The 24,969-nt window shown below is 65.0% G+C and carries 23 protein-coding genes; 9 read left to right on the top strand and 14 right to left on the bottom strand.

The features are described from left to right. Positions 1–54 precede the first annotated feature (54 nt). Entirely contained in the window at positions 55–1,551 is a 1,497-nt protein-coding gene (locus ORS3428_RS02620) for a lipopolysaccharide biosynthesis protein (RefSeq protein WP_071094262.1), read from the bottom strand. 197 nt (positions 1,552–1,748) lie between these two features. On the opposite strand from ORS3428_RS02620, the gene ORS3428_RS02615 reads away from it, so the two are divergent. The 6 genes from ORS3428_RS02615 to ORS3428_RS02590 all read left to right on the top strand — a co-directional run bounded on the left by ORS3428_RS02615 (position 1,749) and on the right by ORS3428_RS02590 (position 9,333). Continuing rightward, positions 1,749–2,921, top strand: a complete 1,173-nt coding sequence (locus ORS3428_RS02615; protein WP_071094261.1) for a glycosyl transferase family 1 — start codon at positions 1,749–1,751, stop codon at positions 2,919–2,921. A gap of 25 nt (positions 2,922–2,946) precedes the next feature. Then, entirely contained in the window at positions 2,947–3,936 is a 990-nt protein-coding gene (locus ORS3428_RS02610) for a glycosyltransferase family 2 protein (protein ID WP_071094542.1), read from the top strand. After that, positions 3,936–4,871, top strand: coding sequence for a glycosyltransferase (locus ORS3428_RS02605; RefSeq protein ID WP_071094260.1), 936 nt, complete (start codon positions 3,936–3,938; stop codon positions 4,869–4,871). Before ORS3428_RS02610 ends, ORS3428_RS02605 begins: the two co-directional genes overlap by 1 nt. Beyond that, positions 4,861–5,811 (top strand): glycosyltransferase family 2 protein, encoded by a 951-nt coding sequence (locus ORS3428_RS02600; RefSeq protein WP_071094259.1) that lies wholly within the window; start codon positions 4,861–4,863, stop codon positions 5,809–5,811. Before ORS3428_RS02605 ends, ORS3428_RS02600 begins: the two co-directional genes overlap by 11 nt. A 73-nt stretch (positions 5,812–5,884) precedes the next feature. Then, positions 5,885–6,781 (top strand): UTP--glucose-1-phosphate uridylyltransferase, encoded by an 897-nt coding sequence (locus ORS3428_RS02595; protein WP_071094258.1) that lies wholly within the window; start codon positions 5,885–5,887, stop codon positions 6,779–6,781. Positions 6,782–6,948: 167 nt separating this feature from the next. Continuing rightward, positions 6,949–9,333 carry a polysaccharide biosynthesis tyrosine autokinase gene (locus ORS3428_RS02590; RefSeq protein WP_071094257.1) on the top strand — a complete coding sequence of 795 codons (2,385 nt, stop codon included), beginning with the start codon at positions 6,949–6,951 and terminating at the stop codon, positions 9,331–9,333. Positions 9,334–9,535: 202 nt separating this feature from the next. On the opposite strand, the gene ORS3428_RS02585 is transcribed toward ORS3428_RS02590, so the two are convergent. From ORS3428_RS02585 to ORS3428_RS02575, 3 genes are all read right to left on the bottom strand, one after another. Beyond that, the gene (locus ORS3428_RS02585; protein WP_071094256.1) at positions 9,536–10,249 is read right to left on the bottom strand and encodes a metallophosphoesterase family protein; all 714 of its coding nucleotides are present in this window, start codon (positions 10,247–10,249) and stop codon (positions 9,536–9,538) included. 191 nt (positions 10,250–10,440) lie between these two features. Continuing rightward, on the bottom strand, positions 10,441–11,520 hold the full coding sequence (locus ORS3428_RS02580) for an acyltransferase family protein (RefSeq protein WP_071094255.1): 1,080 nt from the start codon (positions 11,518–11,520) through the stop codon (positions 10,441–10,443). A 122-nt stretch (positions 11,521–11,642) separates the two neighbouring features. Next, positions 11,643–13,550, bottom strand: coding sequence for a propionyl-CoA synthetase (locus tag ORS3428_RS02575; protein WP_071094254.1), 1,908 nt, complete (start codon positions 13,548–13,550; stop codon positions 11,643–11,645). A gap of 296 nt (positions 13,551–13,846) precedes the next feature. Between ORS3428_RS02575 and ORS3428_RS02570 the strand changes: the two genes are divergently transcribed. Genes ORS3428_RS02570 through ORS3428_RS02560 form a run of 3 tightly spaced genes read left to right on the top strand, consistent with a single transcriptional unit; the run spans position 13,847 to position 15,560 of the window. Next, positions 13,847–14,134 carry a PqqD family protein gene (locus tag ORS3428_RS02570; protein ID WP_071094253.1) on the top strand — a complete coding sequence of 96 codons (288 nt, stop codon included), beginning with the start codon at positions 13,847–13,849 and terminating at the stop codon, positions 14,132–14,134. Then, positions 14,134–14,574: a lasso peptide biosynthesis B2 protein gene (locus ORS3428_RS02565; protein ID WP_071094252.1), complete on the top strand. Its 441-nt coding sequence runs from the start codon at positions 14,134–14,136 to the stop codon at positions 14,572–14,574. Before ORS3428_RS02570 ends, ORS3428_RS02565 begins: the two co-directional genes overlap by 1 nt. Next, complete coding sequence (locus ORS3428_RS02560; RefSeq protein WP_071094251.1) at positions 14,571–15,560, top strand: serine kinase; 990 nt, start codon at positions 14,571–14,573, stop codon at positions 15,558–15,560. The genes ORS3428_RS02565 and ORS3428_RS02560 overlap by 4 nt, the downstream gene beginning before the upstream one ends. Before the next feature lie 44 nt (positions 15,561–15,604). Here the strand turns inward: ORS3428_RS02560 and ORS3428_RS02555 are convergent, their stop codons facing one another. The 10 genes from ORS3428_RS02555 to ORS3428_RS02510 form a co-directional block, all read right to left on the bottom strand. Further along, a complete protein-coding gene (locus ORS3428_RS02555) occupies positions 15,605–16,630 on the bottom strand; it encodes a nucleotidyltransferase family protein (RefSeq protein ID WP_071094250.1) in 1,026 nt (341 codons plus the stop codon). A gap of 79 nt (positions 16,631–16,709) precedes the next feature. Continuing rightward, positions 16,710–17,696 carry a dihydroxyacetone kinase subunit DhaK gene (dhaK, locus tag ORS3428_RS02550; RefSeq protein ID WP_071094249.1) on the bottom strand — a complete coding sequence of 329 codons (987 nt, stop codon included), beginning with the start codon at positions 17,694–17,696 and terminating at the stop codon, positions 16,710–16,712. A 79-nt stretch (positions 17,697–17,775) separates the two neighbouring features. After that, a complete protein-coding gene (locus tag ORS3428_RS02545; RefSeq protein WP_071094248.1) occupies positions 17,776–18,207 on the bottom strand; it encodes a hypothetical protein in 432 nt (143 codons plus the stop codon). Between the two features lie 3 nt (positions 18,208–18,210). Further along, a complete protein-coding gene (gene ptsP, locus ORS3428_RS02540) occupies positions 18,211–19,785 on the bottom strand; it encodes a phosphoenolpyruvate--protein phosphotransferase (protein ID WP_071094247.1) in 1,575 nt (524 codons plus the stop codon). Positions 19,786–19,826: 41 nt separating this feature from the next. Next, a complete protein-coding gene (locus ORS3428_RS02535; protein WP_071094246.1) occupies positions 19,827–20,129 on the bottom strand; it encodes an HPr family phosphocarrier protein in 303 nt (100 codons plus the stop codon). Positions 20,130–20,148: 19 nt separating this feature from the next. Beyond that, a complete protein-coding gene (gene dhaM / locus ORS3428_RS02530) occupies positions 20,149–20,538 on the bottom strand; it encodes a dihydroxyacetone kinase phosphoryl donor subunit DhaM (protein ID WP_071094245.1) in 390 nt (129 codons plus the stop codon). Then, the gene (dhaL, locus tag ORS3428_RS02525; RefSeq protein ID WP_071094244.1) at positions 20,538–21,137 is read right to left on the bottom strand and encodes a dihydroxyacetone kinase subunit DhaL; all 600 of its coding nucleotides are present in this window, start codon (positions 21,135–21,137) and stop codon (positions 20,538–20,540) included. Before dhaL ends, dhaM begins: the two co-directional genes overlap by 1 nt. A gap of 10 nt (positions 21,138–21,147) precedes the next feature. Next, complete coding sequence (locus ORS3428_RS02520) at positions 21,148–22,788, bottom strand: dihydroxyacetone kinase subunit DhaK (RefSeq protein WP_071094243.1); 1,641 nt, start codon at positions 22,786–22,788, stop codon at positions 21,148–21,150. 68 nt (positions 22,789–22,856) lie between these two features. Continuing rightward, a complete protein-coding gene (locus ORS3428_RS02515) occupies positions 22,857–23,870 on the bottom strand; it encodes an ABC transporter ATP-binding protein (protein WP_071094242.1) in 1,014 nt (337 codons plus the stop codon). Beyond that, positions 23,863–24,969 (bottom strand): ABC transporter ATP-binding protein, encoded by a 1,107-nt coding sequence (locus ORS3428_RS02510; RefSeq protein ID WP_071094241.1) that lies wholly within the window; start codon positions 24,967–24,969, stop codon positions 23,863–23,865. Before ORS3428_RS02510 ends, ORS3428_RS02515 begins: the two co-directional genes overlap by 8 nt.

The raw sequence follows: 24,969 nt of genomic DNA, 5'->3' as shown, positions 1-24,969 counted from the left end.
GGTTTCATAGGCTGTCCGGCTGCGACGGAACATTTGCATATGCGCCGAGCGAGCTCATTTCGCCTCGCTGGGTGCTGCGGAAAATCCGCGCGCCGGGATCAGCCGCAAGGCCTCCCGAAGCGCCTCTCGGCCCGGGCCGAAGGCGAGCGCGACGACGATGGTGACGACATAGGACAGCACCGCGCCACCCGCCAGGGCGATAACGGGTTGCGCCGGCAGCATCGGCTTGGYGAGCCAGACCAGGGCGAGCGCCAGATGCGCGCCGAGCACGAAGGGGGTCGCCACGTTAAGCACATGGCTGGCGCGCAACGGCCCGGCCTTGCCGACATAGAGCCACAGAAACGGCGTGCGCAGATATTCGCTGATCGCATAGACGACGGCGACGCCGAGCGCGCCATAGGGAAGACCGATGGCGAAGGCAAGCACCGAGGTCACGGCGGTGATGATGCCCCAGCGCATGAAGTCGCCCGACCGGCCCTGGCTGACGAAGAGCCATCCTGCAGGATTGTTGAGCGGCTGCAGAAGGCCCGCGAAACCCAGCGCCAGGAAGATGTTGGYGCTCTCCCGCCACTGCTCGCCGAGCACGAAGGGAATGAGCCTGTCAGACATGGCGGTGGCGAAGGCGACCCCAGGCAGCGCCACCAGGAGGATCAGCGGCATGACGCGCAGATAGGCGCTGCGATAGCGATCCGGCTCGTCCTTCAGCCGTGAAAGCGCCGGCACCATCACCTTCGACAGCGGATTGGTGATCTGGCTGAGCGGGAAGAGGAGCAGCTTGTAGGCGCGGTCGTAGAGGCCGAGCTGGGCCTCGCCCCAGTATTTGCCGATCAACACATTGTCGAGGTTGCGGGCGAAGAAATTGGCGAAATTGAAGCCGGTGATTCCGGCGCCGAAATTGATCAGCTGGCCGATGCCCTCGACCTTGCGCGGCAGCCCGGGACGCCAGTGCGAGGACGCCCAGTAGCAGAGCGTCGGCAGCACGGCACCGGTCAGCGTGCCGGCAAAGAGCGCCCAGTAGGAGCGGTCGATGAAGGTCCAGGCGATCGAAACGGCAAGGCCGCAAACAGCGCTGGCGACGTCGATGATGGCGAGCCGGGTGAACTCCATGCGGCGTGTCATGAGCGCCAGGTGCTGGGCGCCGAGGCCGTAGGCCATGATCTGCAAGCCGAAAGCGGCAACGAGCCCCGCCACGCGCGGCTCRCCGTAGAAGGCGGCGACGAGCGGGGCCGCCGCGGCAAGTACGCAGGCCAGGATCGCGCTCACRGCCGTGTTGATCCAGAAAAGGTAGTTGATCTCCTCGTGCCGGATGCCTGTCTTCTGGATCGTCGCCTGGGTCAGGCCGAAATCCTGGAACAGTGCGATGAAGGCCAGCACCGGCGCGCACATCGCCACGACGCCGAAATCCTGCGGYGACAAAAGCCGCGACAGCACGATGACGGAGACGATCTGGGTGCCGACCCGCACGCCCTGCGCCATCGCTGTGGCGAYGGYGCCGCGTCCGACCGACCTGCGCAGTGAGCCCTCGGGCGGATCGAATGCACTGGTTTCCAAATTCAGGATCCCTGATCTTACACCGATCCGACATCGTCGCGACCGGCGCCCGCCGCCATGCGTAAGCTACCGCAAGAGGTTTTTGCGGCGCAACAAAAAATTGTGCGGTATTTGCTACGCTGCACCAAAAATGTTGCGATGCAGCAAAAGCTGTACTAGCATTCTCGTGGGTGGCGGGCCCAACGCGGTCGAGATTCATGCTGCATGTCTTGTACCTTGTGCATGACCTGTCCGATCCGGCGGTACGCCGTAGGGTCAAAATGCTCAAGGCAGGTGGCGCCAGGATCACCCTGGCGGGCTTCCGCCGCACCACCAATCCCGTCGCCGAGATAGAAGGCCTGGAACCGGTCGACCTGGGCGCGACGCGCGACGGCCGATTCGCGCAGCGAATCGCCGCGGTGGCCAGGGCCGCCCTGTCGATCAGCGCCAGGCTTGCAGCCGTATCGCGACCCGACCTGATCATCGCTCGCAACCTCGAAATGCTGGCGCTTGCCCGCCGCGCGCGGCAAGCTTTYGGCGCCGGCGTGCCGATCGTCTACGAATGCCTGGACATCCATCGGTTGGTGCTTCGCAACGACCTGATCGGCAAGACGCTGCGCGGGGTCGAACGCCATCTCGCCCGCGATGTGAAGCTCTTGGTGACCAGTTCCCCCGCTTTCATCGCCAACTATTTCAAGCCGTTCGGGCAAATCGCCGCGCCGGTCGAGCTGATCGAGAACAAATATTTCGACACCATGCCGGTGCCGGCGCATCATCCGCCAGAAGGCAAAAGCCCGGCCGCGCCGCCCTGGCGCATCGGCTGGTTCGGCGCRCTCAGATGCCGCCGCTCGCTGGAGCTTCTGACCGAATTCACCCGCCGGCAAAAAGGACGCTTCGAGGTAGTGCTCAGGGGCCGCCCGGCGCTATCCGAATTCCCCGATTTTCATGCCTTCGTCGAAGCCGAGCCCTGGCTTTCCTTTGGYGGTCCCTACCGCAATCCGGAGGACATGGCGGCGATCTACCGCGAGGTGCATTTCTCCTRGGCGATCGATTTCTTCGAGCAGGGCCAGAATTCCGAATGGCTGCTTCCCAACCGCCTCTACGAAGGCTGCCGTTTCGGCGCCGTGCCGGTCTCGATGGCGACCACTGAAACCGGCCGGTTCCTCAAACGGCAGGACATCGGCGTGCTTCTGTCCGAAGCCACGCCCGAGGGGATCGAGGCTGTGCTGGGCGGGATGGACCAGGAACGCTTTGACAAGCTGAAATCCCGGGTGCTGGCCCGCAATCCGAGAACCTGGAGCTACGACCGCAGCGATTGCCTGGCTTTCGTCGACAAGCTGCGCGATCTGGCCGCCGTCCCCGGCGCCTTCGCAACAGAGGCGCTCGCATAGCATGGCGAAGGGAATGCAAACTCCGATGACACCGACCGCGGCATCGAGCCTGATCGTCATTCCGTGCCTCAACGAGGCCGACCATATCGGTGCGTTGCTCGAGCAGTTGCGGCCGGCGGCGGCAAGGCTCGGCGCGCACATCATCGTCGCCGACGGCGGCAGCACCGACGGCACGCGAGACATCGTCGAAGAGGCCGCGGCCGAGGACCCGCGGGTCGTACTGCTCGCCAATCCAAAGCGCATCCAGAGCGCCGCCATCAACCATGCCGTGGCGACCTTCGGCAACGGCGCCGAGTATCTGATCCGCATCGACGCGCATGGCGGCTATCCTGCCGATTATTGCGACAGGCTGATCGAGGAAGCGCAAGCCACAGGTGCCGATTCTGTGGTCGTCTCGATGCTGACCCGCGGCACCGGCGCGGTGCAGAAAGCGGTTGCCGCGGCGCAGAACTCCAAGCTCGGCACCGGCGGTTCGAAGCATCGCCACATGTCGGCCGGCGAATGGGTCGACCACGGCCACCATGCGCTGATGCGCATCGCCGCGTTCAGGGCGGTCGGCGGCTATGACGAAAGCTTCAGCCACAACGAGGACGCCGAACTCGACCATCGCCTCCGTCAGGCCGGTTACCGCATCTGGATGAGCGGCAGGACGCAGATGGTCTACTATCCACGCTCCACGCTGAAGGGCCTGTTCCTCCAGTATCTCGGCTATGGCCGCGGCCGCGCCAAGAACGTGCTGAAGCATCGCATGGTGCCGAAGCTGCGGCAGATGATCCCGCTGCTTGTCGCGCCGGTCGTGCTTTTGGCGCTGTTCTCCCTGTTCGACTGGCTGGCGGCCGTGCCTTTCCTGCTCTGGGCGGCCGTCTGCCTCGGCTACGGACTGAATACCGCCATCCGCCAGCGCAACCCCGGCGTCGCGCTGGCCGGCGTTTCGGCGATGGTCATGCATCTCGGCTGGTCTGTCGGCTTCTGGCAGCAGCTTCTGACGTCTCGATCGCAGCGGCGGGCGGCGTAATGACGGGCTGCTCGATCGACATCTGCATCTGCACCTTCCGCCGGCCGGAGCTTGCCGACACGCTGCGCTCGATTGCCGCGCTGGAGAAGCCTGCCGGCTTCGAGATCGGCGTCGTCGTCGCAGACAATGACGATGAGCCGAGCGCACAGGCGTCGGTCAAGGCGCTGGCGCAGGAACTGAAGCTGCCGATCCGCTATCGCCACGCGCCGGCGCGCAACATCTCGATCGCCCGCAATGCCTGCCTGGACGTCAGCGTTTCCGACTTCGTCGCCTTCATCGACGACGACGAGACGGCGTCGCCGGGCTGGCTCGTCGAACTCATGGCAACCGCGGAGGCGACTGGTGCGGCCGCCGTGCTCGGGCCGGTTCGCGCCAACTATCGCCCCGATGCGCCCGACTGGATGCGCAAGGGCGATTTCCATTCGACCTTGCCAGTCTGGGTGCGCGGCGAGATCCGCACCGGCTATACCTGCAATGTCCTGCTCAGGATGACCGACGAGAGCCTGCGCAACCGCCGCTTCAGCCTGGCGCGCGGCCAGACCGGCGGCGAGGACACCGAATTCTTTGACAGCATGGTCAAGGCTGGTGGGCGCATCGCCTATGCCCCGCAGGCCTTTGTCGACGAGGTGGTGCCGCGCTCGAGAGCGGCTTTCGACTGGCTGCGCCGCCGCCGCTTCCGCTTCGGACAGACGCATGGCCATCTCATCGGGCGCAACACCGGTGGYGTGCGCCGCGTCGGCCAGGTCGGTCTCGCGTCGGCCAAGGCGGCTTATTGCTTCGGCATGGCGCTTTTGATGGCGATCAGCCCGGTGCGACGGAACCGCAGAGTGCTGCGCGGCATTATGCATGTCGGCGTCGTCAGCGGCTTGGTCGGCGTCCGCGAAATCCGCCAATACGGCCTCACACCGCAGGAAGGGGACAAGCGTGCAGCCTGACGTCAGCTTCGTCATCGCCGCCTATAACGCCGAGACGACCCTCGACCGGGCAATCGCCAGCGCGATGGCGCAGCGCGACGTTACCGTCGAACTTATCGTCGTTGACGACCGGTCGAGCGACCGTACGCTCGACGTTGCACGCGCCTACCCTGAAGACATGGTGCGGGTTGTCGCGCTTCCCACGAATCGCGGCCCGGGCGGCGCCAGGAATGCTGGGCTCGATCTGGCCCGCGGCCGCTGGGTGGCGGTGCTCGATTCCGACGATGCYGTGCTTCCCGGCAGGCTGGCGGCGATGATTGCGCGGGCCGAGAAGGCCGGCGCCGAGATCGCGGTCGACAATCTCGAGGTCGTGCGCGAGGACGGTACGCCCAACTCGATCATGTTCCCGACCGAATATCTCGAGGAACTCAAGGAGATCTCGCTTGCCGACTACATCGCCGGCAACATCGTTTTCGAATCGCGCTTCAACTTCGGCTACATGAAGCCGATCTTCCAGCGTCGTTTCCTTGAAAAGCACCAGCTTCGCTATGACGAGAAGCTGCGCATCGGCGAAGACTACATTCTTTTGGCCAGCGCCCTCGCCAAGGGCGGCCGCTGCGTGGTCGAGCCGACCATCGGCTATATCTACCACATCCRCACCGGCTCGATCTCGCGCGTGCTCGAACTGCATCATGTCGAGGCGATGGCTGAAGCCGACGCCGCCTTCGCCGCGGCGCACTCCATGGACGACAGCGCCGAGGTGGCCTTCGCAAGGCGCAGCCGCAGCCTGCRCAGGGCGGCCACGTTCCTGTCATTGGTGCAGCACATCAAGGCGCGTGCGCCGCTCAAGGCGATACGCACAGTGCTCAGCAATCCGGCCGCGGTCAGGCATATGAGTATGCCGATCGCGGTCCGGCTGAGAAGGGTTGCGGCACAGTTTGBCGTTGGGGCGGGGAGGTGAAGCATGCGGGCGAATGGAGTTATTTTTCATAGCCGGCGATAGGTACAATCGATCCCCTCAGAAGGAACAAGCGATGCAGAAAGTCAGGAAGGCAGTCATACCGGTGGCAGGGCTCGGAACGCGGTTCCTGCCGGCGACCAAGTCGATGCCGAAGGAAATGCTGCCCGTCGTCGACAAGCCTGTCGTGCAATATGCGGTGGACGAGGCATTCGAGGCCGGCATCGAGCACATCGTCTTCGTCACCGGCCGCAACAAGGCGGTCATTGAAGACTATTTCGACCTGCATCCTGAACTGATCGGGACGCTCGAGCAGACCGGCAAGAAGGCGCAGCTCCAATCGCTGGAAAGCCTGCTGCCGGTGGCCGGCGCCACCAGCTTCATCCGCCAGCAGTCGCCGCACGGCCTGGGTCACGCCGTATGGTGTGCGCGCGATGTGATCGGCAACGAGCCCTTCGCCCTGCTGCTCCCTGACATGGTGTCCTTTGGCGCGCCGGGCTRCCTCGCCGAGACCGTCGACCTCTATCAGCGCACCGGCGGCAACGTCATTGCCGTCGAGCGCTGCGATCCTTCCGAAACCGGCAAATACGRCATCGTCGGCTGCGGCGCCGAGGTGGCGTCCGGCTTCGAAGTGACCRCCATGGTCGAGAAGCCAGCCCCCGCCAACGCGCCGTCGAACTTCTACATCAACGGCCGCTATATCCTGCAGCCGGAGATCTTCGCCCTGCTCGGCACCCAGCAGCGCGGCGCCGGCAATGAAATCCAGCTCACCGACGCCATGGTTCGCCTGGCCGAGAGCCAACCCTTCTATGCCCAGCCCTTCAACGGCCGCATGTTCGACTGCGGCTCCAAGGAGGGCTTCATCGAGGCCACCATCGCCTTTGCTCTGGCACGCGACGACATGAAAGGACCTGTCTTCAAAATGCTGCAGCAATTCGTCCGGTCGCACGAGCGCCGGGAAGTAGCCGCATAATGCCCAAATTTTGGGTGCATATGCGAAATCGCGATGGCGCGACAGCCATGCAAGCGCTCGGCCTTTCCGGCCGGGCGCCTTGTGGCATGAATGTCGCGTGGTCTTTTCTGGTAACGACGCCACTTTTCGAAGGCCGGTAGCGCCTGCAACCTGGAATTGGACCAAAGATGAATTATGCCAATTTTCCTCTCGACAAGAGGATGCCATTGCCCAGCACCGAAGCGGAAAAGGGCGAAGACTTCATCGACGTCGAGCGTCTGCTTGGCATGGCGTCCCGCCAGGCCAAGGTGGTGGCGGTCTGCGCCGTCATAGGCCTGGTCCTTGGCGTGATGTACCTGCAGACCACGCCCAAGCAATACACCTCGCTCTCGGGCGTGCTGATCGACGAGGGCCTGAACAAGGTCGTGGACKACATCTCGGCGGCCAATGTCACGCAGCAGACGGACGCGACAATCCTCAGCCAGATTGAAATTCTCAACTCTGCGCGGCTGGCGTCGGTGGTGGTCGACAAGCTGAAGCTCGATCAGAACGACGATTTCATGAACCCGCCGCAATCGCTCGTCGCCAAGGGCGTCGGTTTTCTGCGCGGCGTGGTCGCCTATTTTCGCGGCGGCTCCGGCGTGGATGACATTCCAGGCATACAGAATGTCGACGAAGCGACACGCCAGGCAATGATCAATGTCGCGCGGCACGACTATGCGGTCCTCAAGCTGCAGACCGAACTGATGGCGGATCGCAACGGCCGCAGCAACGTCATTACGATAGGCTACCAGTCGACAAATCCGRCTTTAGCCACGGCCATCACCAAGGCCTATGCCGACGCCTATCTCGCGGACCAGCTCAATGCCAGCTTCGACGCTACCGAACGCGCGGCCGTCTGGCTGCAGGRCAGGCTGAACGAGCTTCGCCAAAGCTCGCAACAGGCAGCCATGGAGGTCGAGAAATTCAGGGCTGAGCACGGGCTGTCCGCCAACAGCGAAGGCCAGTTGTTGAGCGGTAAGCAGCTCGCCGACCTCAACGCCCAGCTCATCATCGCTCAGGCCGACACGGCGCGCGCCAGCGCGCGCTACCAGCAGTACAAGGCGATCGTCGACAGCGGCTCCGAGAATGCTTTCAACGATTCGGCGATTGCATCCGATCAGCCGAGCAGCTCGGTCATCATCGCGCTCAAGACCCGCTATCTCGCCGTCTCGAAGCGGTTGCAGGATGTCGAGGCGAATTACGGCAAGGACCATCCTCAGGCCGTAGCGCTCGCCAAGGAGAAGGCCGACGTCTCGGCGCAGATCTTCGGGCAGCTGAAGCAGCTCACCGAAAGCTACCGCAACGACTTCCAGGTGGCGCAGGCGCGCGAGGCCGAGCTCAAGCAGAAGATCGCGACCGCTGCCGGCCAGAGCTCGGCCGACAATGAWTCGCAGGTGAGACTGAGAGAGCTCGACCAGCAGGCGCAGGCGCTCTCCTCGCTCTACCAGACCTTCCTCAGCCGCTATCAGGAAGCCTCGCAGCAGCAATCCTTCMCTGTCGGTAAGGTCCGCATCATCTCGGACGCGAACATGCCCCTTACCGCGTCAAGCCCGCGCACCCTCAGGGTGCTGGCGCTTGCGCTGGTGCTTGGCCTCATGCTCGGCGTCGGATTCGGAGGCCTGAATGAATTCAACGAGCGCTTCTTCCGCACGGGCGACGACGTCCGCGACCGCGTCGGCCTGAAGTTCCTCGGCTACCTGCCAACGATCGGCGGCGGCAAGGCCAAGGATACGAAGCCGGACGACCTGCCGGCCGACGGCAAGGTCACCAGCCTGTCGGCGGCCGAGAGGCGGGCGCGCATGCGGGTGAGCCTCGACGCGCCGGCCTCGATGTTCGCCGAGACGCTCCGCAACGCCAAGATCGCCTTCGACGTGGTGATGGAGGACAAGGGCAGCCGGGTGATCGGCGTCATCTCCGTTCTGCCCGGCGAAGGCAAATCGACGGTGGCGGCAAACCTCGCCGGTCTGCTCGCCRCCAACGGCGCCAAGACCTTGCTGATCGACGGCGACCTGCGCAATCCCGGCCTCAGCCGCAGTCTCGGCATGGAGACCGAGCATGGCCTGATGGAGGCGGTGGTCAAGGGCCAGACCTGGCAGTCTGTCGGCAAGGTCGACYGCCAGACCAAGCTGGCGATTATCCCCGCCGTGCTGCGCGGCCACTTCTCGCACACCGGCGAGCTTCTGGGTTCGGCCGGCATGCGGCGCTTCATCGAGAACGCCAAGGAGACGTTCGAATACATCGTCGTCGACCTGCCGCCRCTCGGGCCTGTGGTCGACGCCAAGGCTTTCGCGCCGTTGGTCGACGGCTTCGTGCTCGTCACCGAATGGGGCCGCACGCCGCGCGCCATGGTGCGCTCGATGCTGGAATCGGAGCCCTACATCGCCGACAAGATCGTCGGCACGGTGCTCAACAAGGTAGATCTGAAGAAGCTGTCGAAATACGGCTCGCTCGGCGGCTCGGAAAAATTCTTCGACAGCTACTCAAGCTACTATCTGGAGAAGTCGGAAGGACGCGCCAAGCAGGCTGCCTAAAAGCAATTCCAGGAAAAGTGCGCAGCGGTTTTCCGTCCGGAATTGYGAAAGACGAGAGCTCAATCCAGGAAAAGTGCGCAGCGGTTTTCCGACCGGAATTGCGCAAGACAAAAGCTCAATTCCAGGAAAAGTGCGCGGCGGGTCTGGCTTTGCGCAAAACATACGTTGGAGCAGTTGGCGTCTCGAACGATGCGGAGCTGCTCTAATCCCTGCTCGACAGCAGCCGGCCATATTTGCCGATGATCCTGATGGCGGTCAGCCGTCCCGTCCGGAAGGCGCCGGTGTCGATGTCGAGCCGGCGTCCGTCGAACTTCGGAACGTCGACGACGGTGTGTCCATGCACCACCCACCGGTCGAGGCGATGCGCGGTCCGGAAGAACTCCTCGCGGATATTGAGCAGGTCGGCCTCGTCCTGCGCTTCGAGCGCGACGCCGGGCCTGATGCCGGCATGGACGAAGACGAATTTCTCCGAGCAGACCATCACCGGCAGCGTGCGCATGAAAGCGACATGGGCGGCCGGAATGACCGCGCGGATGCGCGCATCCACCTCGTCGCTCGAACCATAGAGGTTTGAGAGCCGCGCCGGATCGACGCCGTAGGAAAACAGCGTCTCCATTCCGCCGACGCGCAGCCACGGCTCCCGCGGCAGATCGCCGTCGAGATAGGCGAGCATCGCCACCTCATGGTTCCCTGCGAGGCAGACACGCGTGAAGCCTTTTGGCGGCGGCGCCATGAGGTGCTCGATCACGCGCCGCGAGTTAGGCCCGCGGTCGACATAGTCACCGAGCATGATGATGATCTTGCGGCCGCGGAAAGCCTGCGCGTCGAGCTCGATCTTCTGCTCCAGCGCGCGCAGTTCGTCATGGCAGCCATGCACGTCGCCGACCGCGTAGACCACCGTGTCYCGCATATCCATCACAAGGCGTTCGCGCGGCTGGGGGCGGGGTCGTTTCGATCGCTGGAACAGACTCACGGATTTCGGCTCGGTACTCGCACGGGCATTGCGCCACAGGGCGCGGACCAAGCCTCGATATCAGCCGAATGCAAAGATTGCTACATTGGCCGGCGCTGCGGTGCCGACACGAGAACCGGCCCTATGTCGCAGCCTCAGGCGGCTTTCAGCCGGTAGCGGAAAAGCGTGTGGTCGAGCAGAAGCCGGATGCGCGGCTCGGCCTCAGCCGCCACCAGCCAGCTTGCCGCGATCACGGCAGCACCGGCGACCGGGATGGAAACGAGGTAGGGCACGCCCGCTCGGATCAGGGCGCCGAGCATCGCCGCGCCGACGACATCATGGATGAGGTAGAGAGGATAGGTCATCAGCCCGATGCGGCGCCAGCCGCGCCAGGAAAGATCGATCCAGAGCGACAACGCCATCAACGTTGTCGCCGCCAGGAAGATGATGATCGGCGGCGCATAGGGCATGGCGGCTTCCACCTTGATGCTGTGCACGTCGACCGAGCTCACGATCTGCAGCACGCCGCCGGCGAGGAACAGCGCCGTGAAGCCGAGACGGGGAATCGTCACGGCCTTGAAGCGCATCAGCCCGATGAGCACGCCGACGGCGAAGAAGGCGCCGTGATGCACCAGCGTGAGCTGCAGCCAGCGCGTCTCCGCGAGATCGGCCCAGCCGAAGGCGAAATAGAGGCACCAGAACAGCGTGCTCACGAGCCCGATGACGATGGCGACCTTTTCCATCAGGTAGAAGCGGCCAAGCCGCAGCAGGGTCCAGACGATGGCGTAGAACGCGATTTCGATGCCGAGCGTCCAGTACACGCTGTCCACCCATGGCTCGAAAGGCACGAACAGCGCAGTGCGGGCAAGCCRCACCACGGCATCGGTCGGCCAGGAAAGGTCGGCCAGCAAGAGCACGATCGCCGAGATCGGTGCGCAGACCCAGACCGCCGGCGCCAGCCGTCTGACGCGGGCCTCGAAAAATCGGAGCGGTGTCGAATTCTCGGCGCTGAAGGCGATGACAAAGCCGCTGATGACGAAGAACACCTGCACGCCGACCCAGCCGGAGCCTACGAAGGCCATTTCGGGATGGGGAGGAAGCCCTCCGGTGGCGCGCGCCGAGACGCCGTCGGGAAACGCCCATACCCAGAAGCCATAGTGATAGAACATCACCATCACGGCGGCCAGGAAACGCAATATGTCGACGCCGCCGAACGTCGTCCTGTGCTGGGCCATGCCCGTCCCTCCGGAATGGCCCCCCGGAGGAACACTAGGGACTATTGTTGCATTGCACAATAGACGATCGTCGCACGCGGCGAATTCGCAAAGTGCGACCTTCGGCCCGGTTTCGCAATRGCCTAAAGCCCGATGCCTCGGCTCTTCAGCGCCGCCGCGATCTCGTCGAGGATTGCCGGATCGTCGATGGTGGCCGGCATGGTCCATTCCTCCTTGTCGGYGATCTTCYRCATCGTGCCGCGCAGGATCTTGCCGGAGCGCGTCTTGGGCAGGCGCTTGATCGTCACCACCGTCTTGAAGGCGGCGACCGGGCCGATCCGCTCGCGCACCAGCCCCACCACTTCGCTTTCGATGGCGCCGGTGTCGCGTGACACGCCCGCATTGAGCACGACTAGGCCGAGCGGCACCTGGCCTTTCATCGGGTCGGCGATGCCGATGACCGCGCATTCGGCGACATCGGGATGCGCCGCCAGCACCTCCTCCATGGCTCCCGTGGACAGCCGATGGCCGGCGACATTGATGATGTCGTCGGTGCGGGCCATGACATAGAGATAGCCGTCCTCGTCGATCATGCCGGCGTCGGCCGTCTTGTAGAAGCCTGGGAACTCGTCGAGATAGGCCTGCCGGAAGCGGGCGTCGGCGTTCCAGAGCGTCGGCAGGCAGCCCGCCGGCAGCGGCAGCTTGACCACCACATTGCCGAGCGTGCCGCGCGGCACCTCATGGCCGGCATCGTCGAGCACGCGGATGTCGTAGCCGGGCATCGGCACGCCGGGCGAGCCGTATTTCACCGGCAGCAGGCCGAGCCCGGCCGGGTTGATGGTCATCGGCGAGCCTGTCTCGGTCTGCCACCAATGGTCGATGACCGGCCGGTTGAGCTTCTGCTCCGCCCATTTGATGGTTTCAGGGTCGGCGCGCTCGCCGGCGAGGAACAGCGTGCGGAATTTTGAAAGATCGTATTTGGGCACGAATTCGCCGCGCGGATCCTGTCCTTTGATGGCGCGGAAGGCCGTCGGCGCCGTGAACAGCGCCACCACGCCATGCTCCGATATCACCCGCCAGTAGGTGCCGGCGTCCGGCGTGCCGATCGGCTTGCCCTCGAACAGCACGCTGGTCGCCCCATGCAGCAGCGGCCCGTAGACGATGTAGGAATGGCCGACCACCCAGCCGACGTCGGAGGCTGCCCAGAACACTTCGCCCGGCTCGACGCCGAACTCATTGTCCATCGTCCATTTCAGCGCGACCATGTGGCCGCCATTGTCGCGCACGATGCCTTTGGGCTGACCGGTCGTGCCGGAAGTGTAGATGATGTAGAGCGGATCGGTGGCTAAGACCGGCACGCAGTCGACACTTGCCCCGGCCGCCCGCTCACGGGCAACCGCATCCGCATAGTCGATGTCGAAATTATCCTTCATCTCGCAGCGCAGCTGCTCGCGCTGCAGGATGAGGCAGGCGTCCGGCTTGTGCCTCGATATCTCGATCGCCTTGTCGAGAAGCGGCTTGTAGGCAACCACGCGGCCGGGCTCCAGGCCGCAGGACGCGGTGATGATCAGCTTCGGCTTGGCGTCGTCGATGCGGGTGGCGAGTTCATGCGAGGCGAAGCCGCCAAAGACCACCGAATGCACGGCGCCGATGCGCGCGGAAGCGAGCATGGCAATGGCCGCTTCCGCCACCATCGGCATGTAGATGATGATGCGGTCGCCCTTGCCGATGCCGCGGTTCTTGAGCACGGAGGCGAGCGCGACCACCTCGCGCTTCAATTCGGCATAGGTGAACTTCCGGATCGTGCCTGCAATCGCGCTGTCATGGATCAGCGCCAGCTGGTCGGCGCGGCCGCCCGCCACGTGGCGATCAATGGCGTTGAAGCAGGTGTTGCAGGTGGCGCCGGTGAACCAGCGGCCATAGACGCCGGCCGTCGGATCGAAGACCTGTTCGTACGGCGTATACCAGTCGATTGCCTTGGCGGCCTCGGCCCAGAACCCTATGGGGTCGCGTTTCCAGCCCTCATAGACTTCATGGTAGCGTGAGGGCATCGACTTTTCCTCCCCAGGAACATCTCGTCGTCTGGCTATAGCCTAAAGCATGTCTTCCGAAAGTGGGAACCGGTTTCAAGACGAAGACATACCTAAAATAATAACCTAAAGCGCACCAAGCGAGCGCACAGATCGCGATGCGCCTTATGTCGCCTTTGCCGGCCATGCCTTCCTGCATCCTGGTCGATGTCGCAACGTTCGCCCTGCCGATTTCGTGCGCTTGAAACTTGCACGATCGACCGATAGACAGCACGGGCAACGTCGCGGTAATTGCTCTGCAGCAAGGGAGTGGGCGCATGGTCGAAATCGYCTCTGGAACAGTCCTGCGCATGGCGGACGACGCCTCGGTGCAGCATGTCGGAGATGGTGCCGTGGTGCTTCTGGCGCGCAGCGGCCAGCTCTATACCTGCAACGGCACCACCGAGGCCTTTCTCGACAAGGTCGATGGCGCCCGCAGCCTCGATCAGATTGTCGATCTGCTGTCGGATGAATTCGAAGTCGACAAGGCAACGCTCGATCAGGACATGACGGCGCTTGCCGCCGAGCTGGTGGCGGAAGGCATCCTCGCCGACGCGGGCGCGTGATGGCGGACGGACCGCTTCTGCGCGCGCTATTCCGGGTCCATCTGTGGCTCAGCGCCCGGCTGATGCYGGTCCTGATCGGCCAGCGCGACTTCGAGACGGTGCTCAAATGGGCGCCGCTCGACGCGCCAACACCCTATCGGGGGCTGTCTTCGGCATACATCGTCACCCGCGTCAACCGCACGGTCCGGCATCCTTGGCTGATGCGCGACCGCAGATGCTTGCGGGAAGGGCTGTTAGGCTTTCGCTTCCTGCGCATGGCCGGTTTCGATCCCGAACTGCGCTTCGGCGTCGATTCGAAATCGATGCACGCGCCGCGCCTCTCGGCGCATTGCTGGGTCTGCCTCGACGGCAAGCCGGTGGTCAGCAACAGCCTGCCCGGCATGGTGGAGATCTATCGCCACCACGCCCATGCCCATACTGCCGGGGCGCGCGCCGCTTGACCACTGCCCCAGCCACTTTCTGCTATGACCTCAACGGCCAGGTCATCGCCATATCGGCATCGCGCGCCGAGCTTTGGCCAAGCTTCGACCTCATGCTCGGCAGCTTGCGCGTCAGCGAAGCGGTCGAGCTTGGCTTTCGCGTCAATATCGTCGAGACATCAGCACTGCCGGAAACCCCTCAAGGGAAGCTCGCCTTCGACGGCGAAGTACCGATGGATGGGCATTGCCGAATAATCGACAGCGGAGATGTCCTCCATCTGATCTTTCCTGGGCTGCAGATGGCTTCCATCCATGCCGATGATGGCTGGGCCGAGATCCGCGTTCATCCGGGCAGCAAGGTCAAATGGACGCTGCTGATGATGGTGCTCGATGCCGCGCTCGATGTGGGCGGGCAGCACATGCTCCACACCGCCGGTTTGACGCTTCCCGACCGCGAGGCGGTCGTGCTGATCCATGCGCCGAGCGGCACTGGCAAGTCGACGACGTCGCTGGCGCTTGCTTCGCAAGGCTTCGGACTTTGCTCGGACGATGTCATGATCCTGCGGGCGGCTCAGGATAGCGCCTCAGCCTGGGGCATGCCGCGAAAAGTGAAGATCCACCGCAACACCTCGGCGATGCTGCCCTTCGTCTCGCCCTGCCTCGGCGACACATGGGATGCCGAGGGTGAGCAGGCGGTCTCCCTGGAGCGGCTGGGCGAGATCATCCGCGTCGAGGAGGTTCACGCCAGACCCGTCGCGGCGCTCTTGCACCTTGCGCGCTCGGCCGACGGTCAGACCCGGCTGACGCCCATGGCGAGGACCGATGCGATGGTTGCGCTCGCCACCGACRATGTCAGGACCGGCATGACCGGCCTCCTGCCGATGCAGAAACGGCGGATGGCTGYGATCGCGGCGCTGGTCAAGGCGGTCTCGACCTTCACCCTGGAAGTCGGCTCAAGGCCGACCGATGCCGCATCGCTGATCCGCGCCGCGGTTGATCTGGCCTAGACAGATATCTTCAATCCCACCGAAGGATCCGGCTGAGCGGGCTCTCAGGCCGGATACGGCCTTGGCCGAGCCAGCCGCTGGACCCAGCGGAAGGCGTCGCGGCTAAGGCGCGAGCGCATCTTTTCCCTGGAATTCACGCGAAGCAGCATGTTCCCGGTGATCAGCCACTTGGCGAGCCGTATCGAGAGATCGGGCTTGATGCGGTTGGCAAGCTCGATTGCGCGCGGCTCCGCGAACAGCCGCCCGGTCACGTTGAGGACGGTGGCCAGCTCGAGCTCTATGCCGGTCATGCGCGCGGCCTCCAGCAGCCGCGTTTCCGCTTCCGGCGATTGCAGCGCGCGCACGCCTTGCAGCACATCGACGCAAAGCTGCAGCCGGTGGAACTTGTGGCCGCCGGCGGCGTGAACAATGGCGATGGTAAGCAGCGACGCCGGCGTGTCGACCTCGCCGCCGTCAATGTGCTGGAGTTCGCGGAAGCCGAGCGACAACCGCCGCCGCATGCCCGAATCATGCACCAGATTGCCGTGCAGCTCGACCAGCAGGCTGGAATTCTCCTGCTCCACCCATTTGAACTCCTGCATGTCGTGCGACTGTGCTTCGCCGCTTGCGAGGACAAATCCGCATTCGCCAATCACCGTGTTGGCCGCGCCGATATTTGCCGGGTCCACCAGTATGTCGATATCGGTGAACGGCCGGTCGGCGGCATGGCGGTAGAGCTTGCGCGCGAAGACCGGACCCTTGACGATCCGGGCCGGAACGCCTTTCTCCGCTAGCACCTTCATGATGCGGTCGCCGTGATATTGCAGCAGCATCGACTGGCCGGTCGCGATGGTTGCGCGGTCGCGAAGCTCGGTGAGCTTCTGCTGAAGGGCAGGATCCTGCGGCAGATCGGCAGCACCGATTTCCCGGAGCTTGCGCAGCATGATCGGCAGCACGCCGTGGAATTCCGCATTGGCAAGCAGCGCCGCCAAGCCGTTTGCCGAAAGCCTCCGGCCGCGAGCGGACGGCGCTTCGGGGTCGGCAAAATCGAGCAGCAGTTTTTCTTCGGCAGGTGAAAGCGGGGGCAGCATCAACCGGGCAATGGTGCGGACAAAGGGCAGGCTCTGCGAATATGGTCGCAGAAAAGCCCAGGCGACGCCAGCGCGGAAGTTACATCCGCCAGCGCAGCGCCGCCGTGTGTACCGGCGCGTCCCACAGCGCGGTCGTCTCGTCGTCGAGCATCGCCAGCGTGATCGAGCATCCAGCCATGTCGAGCGAGGTGACGTAGGAGCCGACGAGCGAGCGGGCCACCGTCACGCCCTGCCGTTCGAAGATTTTGCGGGCGCTGTTGTACATCAGGTAAAGCTCCATCGAYGGAGTGCCGCCGAAGCCGTTGATGAAARGCAGYGCCGGGCCTTTCGCTCGCTCGCCRAGGTCGCCGGCAATTGCCGCGCAGACCTCCTCGGCGATGGCGTCGGCGCTCTTCAAAGCATCGCGCCGCCGGCCGGGCTCACCATGGATGCCGACGCCGAATTCCATCTCGTTGTCGCCGATCTCGAAGGTCGGCCTGCCTGCCGCCGGCACTGWGCAGCTGGTCAGCGCCACGCCCATCGAGCGTGTCGCGGCGTTGAAGCGGTCGCCGAGCGACTTGAGCTCGGGCAGCGCCATGCCTTGCTCGGCCGCGGCGCCGACGACCTTTTCCACCACCAGCGTGCCGGCGACGCCTCGCCGCCCGGTTGTGTATGACGAGTTCTCGACCGCGACGTCGTCATTGGTTACCACCTGCAGCACGCCCTCGGACATTTCGGCCGCCATGTCGAAGTTCATCACGTCGCCTTCGTAGTTCTTGACGATGAACAGGCAGCCGGCGCCGGTGTCGACAGCCTGTACGGCCGCCAGCATCTGGTCGGGCGTCGGCGAGGTGAACACCTGACCGGGGCAGGCGGCGTCCAGCATGCCGTGGCCGACGAGCCCGCCATGCAGCGGCTCGTGGCCGGAGCCGCCGCCCGAGATCAGCGCCACCTTGCCCGGCTTGAGCTCTCTGCGGCGGACGAATTTGTGATCCTCGCCGAGCGCGAGGATGTCGGAATGCGCGGCGACGAAACCGTCGAGRCTTTCGGTCAGAACCGTGTCCACCGAATTCAAAAACTTCTTCATGGCAGTCCTCCCGAGTGGTCCTGGATTTACACAATTCCGAACGGAAAACCGCTGCACACTTTTCCTGGAATTGCTGTGGTCAGCCGCTGCCCTTGCCGGCGATGCTGGTGATCCTCTGGATGAATTCGTTGATCGCCCGATCGAGCGCGGCGTTCTGCTTGTCGTCGCYGAAATCCGGCACGATGAGCGAGACATGGCGCGTCTTGCGCTGACCGGAGGCTGCCGGGAGCTTGCCGGGGTGTGCCTGGTGATAGGCGGCGAGGAAATGGTCGCGCTCGGCCGGGCTGAAATGGCACACGGAAAAGATAGCCGGCAAATGCTTCGACGGGATCGGGATCGAATAGGCCGGGCTGGAGATCTGGGTGACGAAGCTGCGGTGCTTGCCGAGCGCATCGGCCAGGCGCTGGCGCATGCCGGAGGGTCGCTGGTCGATGACCTGCGACAGGATCGTCTTGTAGGCGCGGATCGCATCTTCCGAGCCGGCTTCGGCTATCTTGGCGGCCTTGGCCATGCGCTACACCGATACGTCCGCGATGGCCRCCTTGGCCATGGCAAGTTGCGCCGGCGCGACCGAAAGATCGCGCAGGCCGGCCTCGATCAGCGCCGGGATGGCGGCCGGATCGCCGCCTGCGTCGCCGCAAAGGCTGACCGGAATCCCGTTCTCCCGACCGAAGGCGGAGATCGACGCGATCAGCCGCAGCACCGCCGCATGGCGGACGGAATTCAGATGCGCGACAGCGGCGTTGTCGCGTGCCGCCGCCATCACATATTGCGTCAGATCGTTGGAGCCGATCGAGAAGAAGGYGACATCAGCGAAGGCTTCCGGCGCGATCGCGACCGACGGCACCTCGACCATGATGCCGAGCGGCGGCACCTTGTGCGCAACACCGTCAGCGGCGAGCGCCACTTGCTCCTCGGCAAACAGCGCTGCGGCTTGGGCATACTCTTCGGCGGTGGCGACCATCGGAAACATCACCTTCAGATTGCCGTGTACCGCGGCGCGCAGCAATGCCCGGATCTGCACGCGGAAGACATCGGGCCGAGCCAGCGACAGCCTGATGCCGCGCAGGCCGAGGAACGGATTGGCCTCCGCGACGGTGAAGCCGGGCACCGGCTTGTCGCCGCCAGCATCGACGGTGCGGATGGTCACCGGCCTGTCGCCTGCCCATTCCAGTACCTTGCGGTAGGCACGGTACTGCGTCTCTTCGTCCGGCGGCGCCTTGCCGAACAGGAATTCGGTGCGCATCAGGCCGACGCCGTCGCAGGTAGCGATGTCGATGCCGTCGACATCGGAAGGGCCGGCGATGTTGACCTGCACGTGCACGGCTGTGCCGGCCTTGGTCACTGCCGGCTGGGCCAAAAAAGTCTGCGCCTTGCCCTGGCGCGCCGCGAAGACGGCGGACGACTGCCGGAACGCCTCGACCTCCGCCGGCGAGGGCGAGAACAYGATACCGCCATGCTCGGCGTCGAGCAGCGCGACCCCGGCGGGCTTGTCCGGCGCGGCGCCGAGCCCCACCACCATCGGCACGCCGCGCGAGCGCGCCAGCATGGCGACATGACTGGCCGTGCTGCCGGCCTTGAGTGCTATGCCGCCGCCGCTGCTCCAGTCGGTTTCGAGGAAGCGCGTCGGCGCGATGTCCGTGCCATAGAGGATGGCGCCGGGAGGCGCGGCCGCCTCTCCGTCCTCGCTCAGCGCCCTGAGCACCTGGTCGCGAATGTCGCGCAGGTCGGCGGCACGCGCGCGGAAATAGTCCTGGTCGGAAGCTTCATAGCCGGCGATCTGGGCATCCAGCGCTTGTCGCCAGGCGACATCGGCAGGTTGCCCGGAACYGATCGACGCGAAAGCCGGATCGCTCAATGCGTCGTCCTRCAGCATGGCGATATGGAATTCGAGTATGCCGGCGGCATCGCCATCCRCGATCTCGACGAGCGAGGTCAACCGGCTCACCGCCTTGTCGATCGCCGCCTTCAGCGCTCCTTTTTCCTCCGCGGCRCTCGCCTTGCCGCTGTAGGCAGCCGGTGGCCGGTCGAGGTCGAACAGCGGACCCTCGGCATAGCCGGCAGAGGCGGGAATGCCTTCAATGCGCATGGCAGCCGTTCCTGGCGGGTTGGGCAGCAACGTAGCCCGTCTCACGCGGAGCGGACATGATCCCTGTCCTCATCGAAGTCGCGCTGCACCAGATCGACTAGCGCGCCGACCGCTTGCTCAGCGCTGTCGCCTCGCGCTCTTATGTGCAGCATGGTTCCCTTTGGCGCCTTGGCCGCCATGACCTTGACGATGCTCTTGGCGTCGAACCAGGGACCGTTGGCGGCCACCGCCACTTCCACCTCGGCTGCGAACGACTTGGCGAGCTTGGTGAACTTCACTGAAGGGCGCGCGTGCAGGCCGACCTCGTGGGTGATCAGAACCGTGGCTTCGGCGGATGCTGACATTCACTCGGTTCCCGTTCATTCACGATGGCGATAATTCATGYGCCGTCGCCACCACTTCCTTGAGCGAGGCGCCGCCGGAGGCCTCCGTCGCCGCCATCACCGCGCCTTCGACGATCGGTGCGTTGCAGACGACGATCTTGTGGGAGCGCGGCTCGYCGATCATCTCGACCGCCATCTCTGAGTTGGTCTCGGCGCCACCGAGATCGACCAGGATGGCGACACCCGCTTCCGACCAGGCCTTGTCGATCGCGCCCATGATCGCCTCGACGCTGGTGCCGAGCCCGCCATGGCCGTTTCCGCCGCACCATGCAAGCGGCACTTCGTCGCCCACCATCTGGCGCACCATGTCGGCTGTGCCTTGGGCGACCAGCGGCGAATGCGAGACGATGACGATACCGACATTGCTCATCAGGAACCCTCGATCGCTTGAGCGATTGCGCGCACCAGCAGCGCGGTCGAGCGCGCTCCGGCATCCATATRCCCGATCGAGCGCTCCCCCAGGAAGGAGGCGCGCCCGCGCAGGGCCTTCATCGGCACGGTGGCCTCGGCCGCCCTGTCAGCGGCATCGGCGATTTCGGCGGCCGGCTTGCCTTGCGCCAGCGTCTCATACACCGGCTGYAGCACGTCGAGCATGGTTTTTTGCCCGGGCTGCGATTTGCCGCGCGCTGAAACCGCCTCGATCGCCTTGCCGAGTGCCGCGGTCAGCGCGGCGCGGTCGGGCGTGGCGGGCAATTCCTTGCCAAGCGACATGAACAGCGTGCCGAACAAAGGGCCGGAGGCGCCGCCGACCGTCATCACCAGCTTGGTGCCGACCGCCTTCAACGCGTCCGGCAGCGGCTTCGCGGCGATTACGTCAGCCTCGGCAAGCACAGCTTCGAAGCCGCGTTTCATGTTCAGCCCATGGTCGCCATCGCCGATCGCCTGGTCAAGCGCGGTCAACTCATCGGCGTGCGCCGCGATCGTATCCGCCGCCGAAGCGATCAGTTTCGAGAAATCGGATGGGGCCATTCTCTGTCCTTCATGCCGGGGCGAACATGGCCGCCACGGCCGCGAACGCCTCTGCCACTGCAAAAGCGCCGGGATCCGCTATGTCAAGCTGCCGGCCGATATAGGCGGAGCGCCCGGCCTTTGCCTTCTGCATTGCGGCGGTAGCCTCCGCGCCATGCCGGGCGGCCCTGGCCGCGGCTTCCAGCCCGCTCGCGTCGAGCGCCTTGAGCGCCGGTTCCAGCGCATCGACCATGGTGCGGTCGCCGGGCTTGGCGCCGCCGTAGAAAGTCATGCGGTCGAGGCCTGCGAGCAGCGCCTTGGGCAAAGTTGCGCCGAAACCCAAAGTCTGCGCGGCAGCGGTGAAAAAGATCGACAAAAGCACGCCGCTGGAGCCGCCCATCGAGGTGCCCAGTGTATCGCCGATTGTGGCGAGAGTCGCGGCCTTGTCGGTAAGCGGAAGCGTGTCGATGCGCTCGAGCACGCTGCGCGCGCCCGTCGCCACTGTCGACCCGGTATCGCCGTCGCCGGCCTTGGCGTCGAGGCCGTTCAGCGTCTCTTCCAGCGAGATCAGCTTTTGGCAGATCGCGCTGATCRGTCGCTCCGCGCTCGCGTCGCGGCTCGCCGCCCTGGCGGCGCTGTGACTGGCAGGCTTGGCCGCTCCTACCACGACCGGCGGACGAACCGGCTTCGCCGGCAGCCAGGCATGCGGGCCGACCGGCGCGAGCAGCGCCGCCTCGCGCTCGGCRTCCAGCCCGATCAGCGACAGCGAAAAGCCGTTCATGTTGAGCGCGGTCATCAGATGCCCGGGGCCGATCGTCAGCGTCATCGCCTTTGCCAGCGGCGAGGACAGCACCGCATTGGCGATCAGCGACATTTCGAGCGGCGGCRCGGATCCGAGATTGTTGATCAACAAGGCGTAGCGGCTGCCGGCATCGAGCCGCGCGGCGAGGCGCTCCGCCATGATTGCGACCAGCTTGCCRGCGCTCTGCAAGGCGATGCGCTCGACGCCGGGCTCGCCATGAATGCCGAGGCCGAGCTCGCCATCGTCGGTRCCGAAGCGGTCCTCATGCGCTTGGCCAGGGATCGAGCAGGAAGAGAGCGAGATACCCAGCGAAACGATATCTTTCGCCGCCGCGCGCGCCGCCGCTGCGACCGACGCCAGATCGTGGCCGGTTTCGGATAGATGCCCGGCGATCTTGTGCACGAACAGCGTGCCGGCGACGCCGCGCGGCTGCGCGATGTCGGGAAGCGCAATGTCGTCGCCGACGATCACCATTTCGACCGCAAATCCCTCGGCGCGCGCCTTCTCGGCGGCGAGGCCGAAATTGAGCCGGTCGCCGGTGTAGTTCTTGACAATCAGCAGGCARCCGGCTGGGCCGGTCGTCGCGCGGATCGCCGCCAGCACCGCCTCGACGCTGGGCGAAGCGAAGATCTCGCCGGAGACTGCCGCCGTCAGCATGCCGGCGCCGACGAAGCCGGCATGCGAGGGCTCGTGCCCGGCGCCGCCGCCGGAAACGACGCTGACCCTCGTCTTGTCCCAGTCGGCGCGCAGCACGACCTTCACCTCCGGATATCCGTCGAGGCGCGCCAGCGTGCCCGAGCCTGCCGTGGCGAGAAAGCCGTCGAGCGCCTCGGTGACGATCGTCTCCTTGCGGTTGAAAAAGTGTTTCATGGATTTCGTCCAGTCCGTATCTGCTATTCGTCAATCGGTGTGCGGCGGATGCGACGTTCGCGAGCCGGCTACATCAGCCTTTGCCCGTCCGAGCCGAAATAAAGCGGCGCGCGGTAGCGGATCGTCACCCTGTCCCCCTTTTCCAGCGGTGTGTCGGGATCGGTGAGCGTCACCAGCTTCTTTGCCCCGACCGTAACATGCAGATGGTTCTGGTCGCCGAGATGCTCGACCCAGTCGACCACGCCGTCGGCATGGCCGTTTGCTGCTTTCTCGATCGACAGATGCTCGGTGCGCGCGCCGATCGTCGTCGTGCCGGTCGGCGCGCCGCCGTCCGGCAGCAGTCCGGCCGGCAACAGGTTGATCGCCGGCTGGCCGAGGCGAGCGGCGACATGAAGGTTAGCCGGCTCCGAATAGATCGTGCGCGGCGTGCCGATCTGCACGAGCACCCCTTCCGAGAGGATGCCGATGCGGTCGGCCATGGTCATCGCCTCGATCTGGTCGTGCGTGACATAGAGCATGGTGGCGCCAAGCTCGGACTGGATGCGCTTGAGCTCGAGTCTGRGATCGGCGCGCAGCTTGGCATCGAGCGACGACAGCGRCTCGTCCATCAGGTAGATCGCCGGCTTGCGCACCAAGGCGCGGCCGATGGCGACGCGCTGCATCTCGCCGCCCGACAGCCTTGTCGAACGGTTGTTGAGCTTGTGGTCGATGCGCACCATGCGCGCCACCTCCTCGACGYGGCGGCGGATCGCTTCCTCGGGAAAACGCCGCGCCGGCGATCGCAACGGGAAGGCGAGATTGTCGAAGACCGACAGATGCGGATAGAGCGAATATTGCTGGAAGACGAAGGCGGTGTCGCGCTCGGCCGGCGAGAGCGCCGTCGCATCGCGGCCGGCAATATGGATCGTGCCGCTGTCCGGCCGCTCCAGCCCGGCGACCAGCCTGAGCGTCGTCGTCTTGCCGGCGCCGGTCGGGCCGAGCAGCACGACGAACTCGCCGTCCTTGATCTCAAGGTCGAGATCGCCGACCGCGACGGTGTCACCGAAACTCTTGGTCACACCCTGGACGTGGACGTCAGCCATGGCGCGCCTCCACTGCCTGATCATGCATGGCGGTCCTGACCGCGCGGCCGGTGCCTTTTTCGAACAGCGACAGCCGCGCGCTGCTCAGCGCCAGCCMGACCTGCTCGCGGGGGTTCAGATGGATGYCGGCCGGCACGCGGGCCTTGATGATGCCGTCGGCGGTCTCCACCGCGACGATCTGCGTCGTGCCGAGATATTCGGTGCCGTAGACCGCGCCGCGCAGCGTCGAGGCATCGTCGAAGCGTATGTGCTCAGGGCGGATGCCAAGCGCCATGTCGGCGGGCGCGATATCCTCGCGCACTTCCGGCACCGCCACCTTGGCGCCCTGGACGATGATCTCCTTCGCGCCCCTGGCGAGACCGCCGCTGAAGCGCAAGAAATTCATCGGCGGCGAGCCGATGAAGTCGGCGACGAACATCGTCGCCGGCCGGTCGTAGATTTCGCGCGGGCTGCCGAACTGCTCGATGACGCCGTGGTTCATCACCGCGATCTTGTCGGCCATCGACATCGCTTCCATCTGGTCATGCGTGACATAGACCGTGGTGGCGTGGATGCGGTTGTGCAGCTCGCGCAGCTCATGCACCATCAGGTCGCGGAACTCGGTATCGAGCGTCCCAAGCGGCTCGTCCATCAGGAAGCACTTTGGCCGCCGCACGATGGCGCGGCCGAGCGCGACGCGCTGGCGGTCGCCGCCGGCAAGGCCGGAGACCGACTTGTCGAGCAGATGGTCGATGCGGAGCAGCTTGGYTGTTTCCTCGACCCTCGTGCGGATCTCGGCCGGCGCCATGCCTTGYGCCAGCAACGGGAAGCCGATGTTCTTGCGCACATTCATGTGCGGATAGAGCGCGAAGAGCTGGAAGACGAAGGCAATGTCGCGCTCGCKGGCCCGGCGCATGGTGACGTCCTCGCCGCCGAGCAGGATCTTGCCGCCGGTCGGCAATTCGAGGCCGGCGATCATTCGGAGCGTTGTCGTCTTACCGCAGCCGGAAGGCCCGAGCATGACGAAGAATTCGCCGTCTTCGACGACGAAGTTGGAATCCTGCACGGCGACGAATTCGCCAAAGGCTTTCCTCAGGTTCTGAACGCGGATCTCGRCCAT

The organism is Mesorhizobium sp. ORS 3428, from assembly GCF_001854785.1.
Taxonomy (GTDB): domain Bacteria; phylum Pseudomonadota; class Alphaproteobacteria; order Rhizobiales; family Rhizobiaceae; genus Mesorhizobium.
This window is presented reverse-complemented; position numbering and strand designations above follow the sequence as displayed.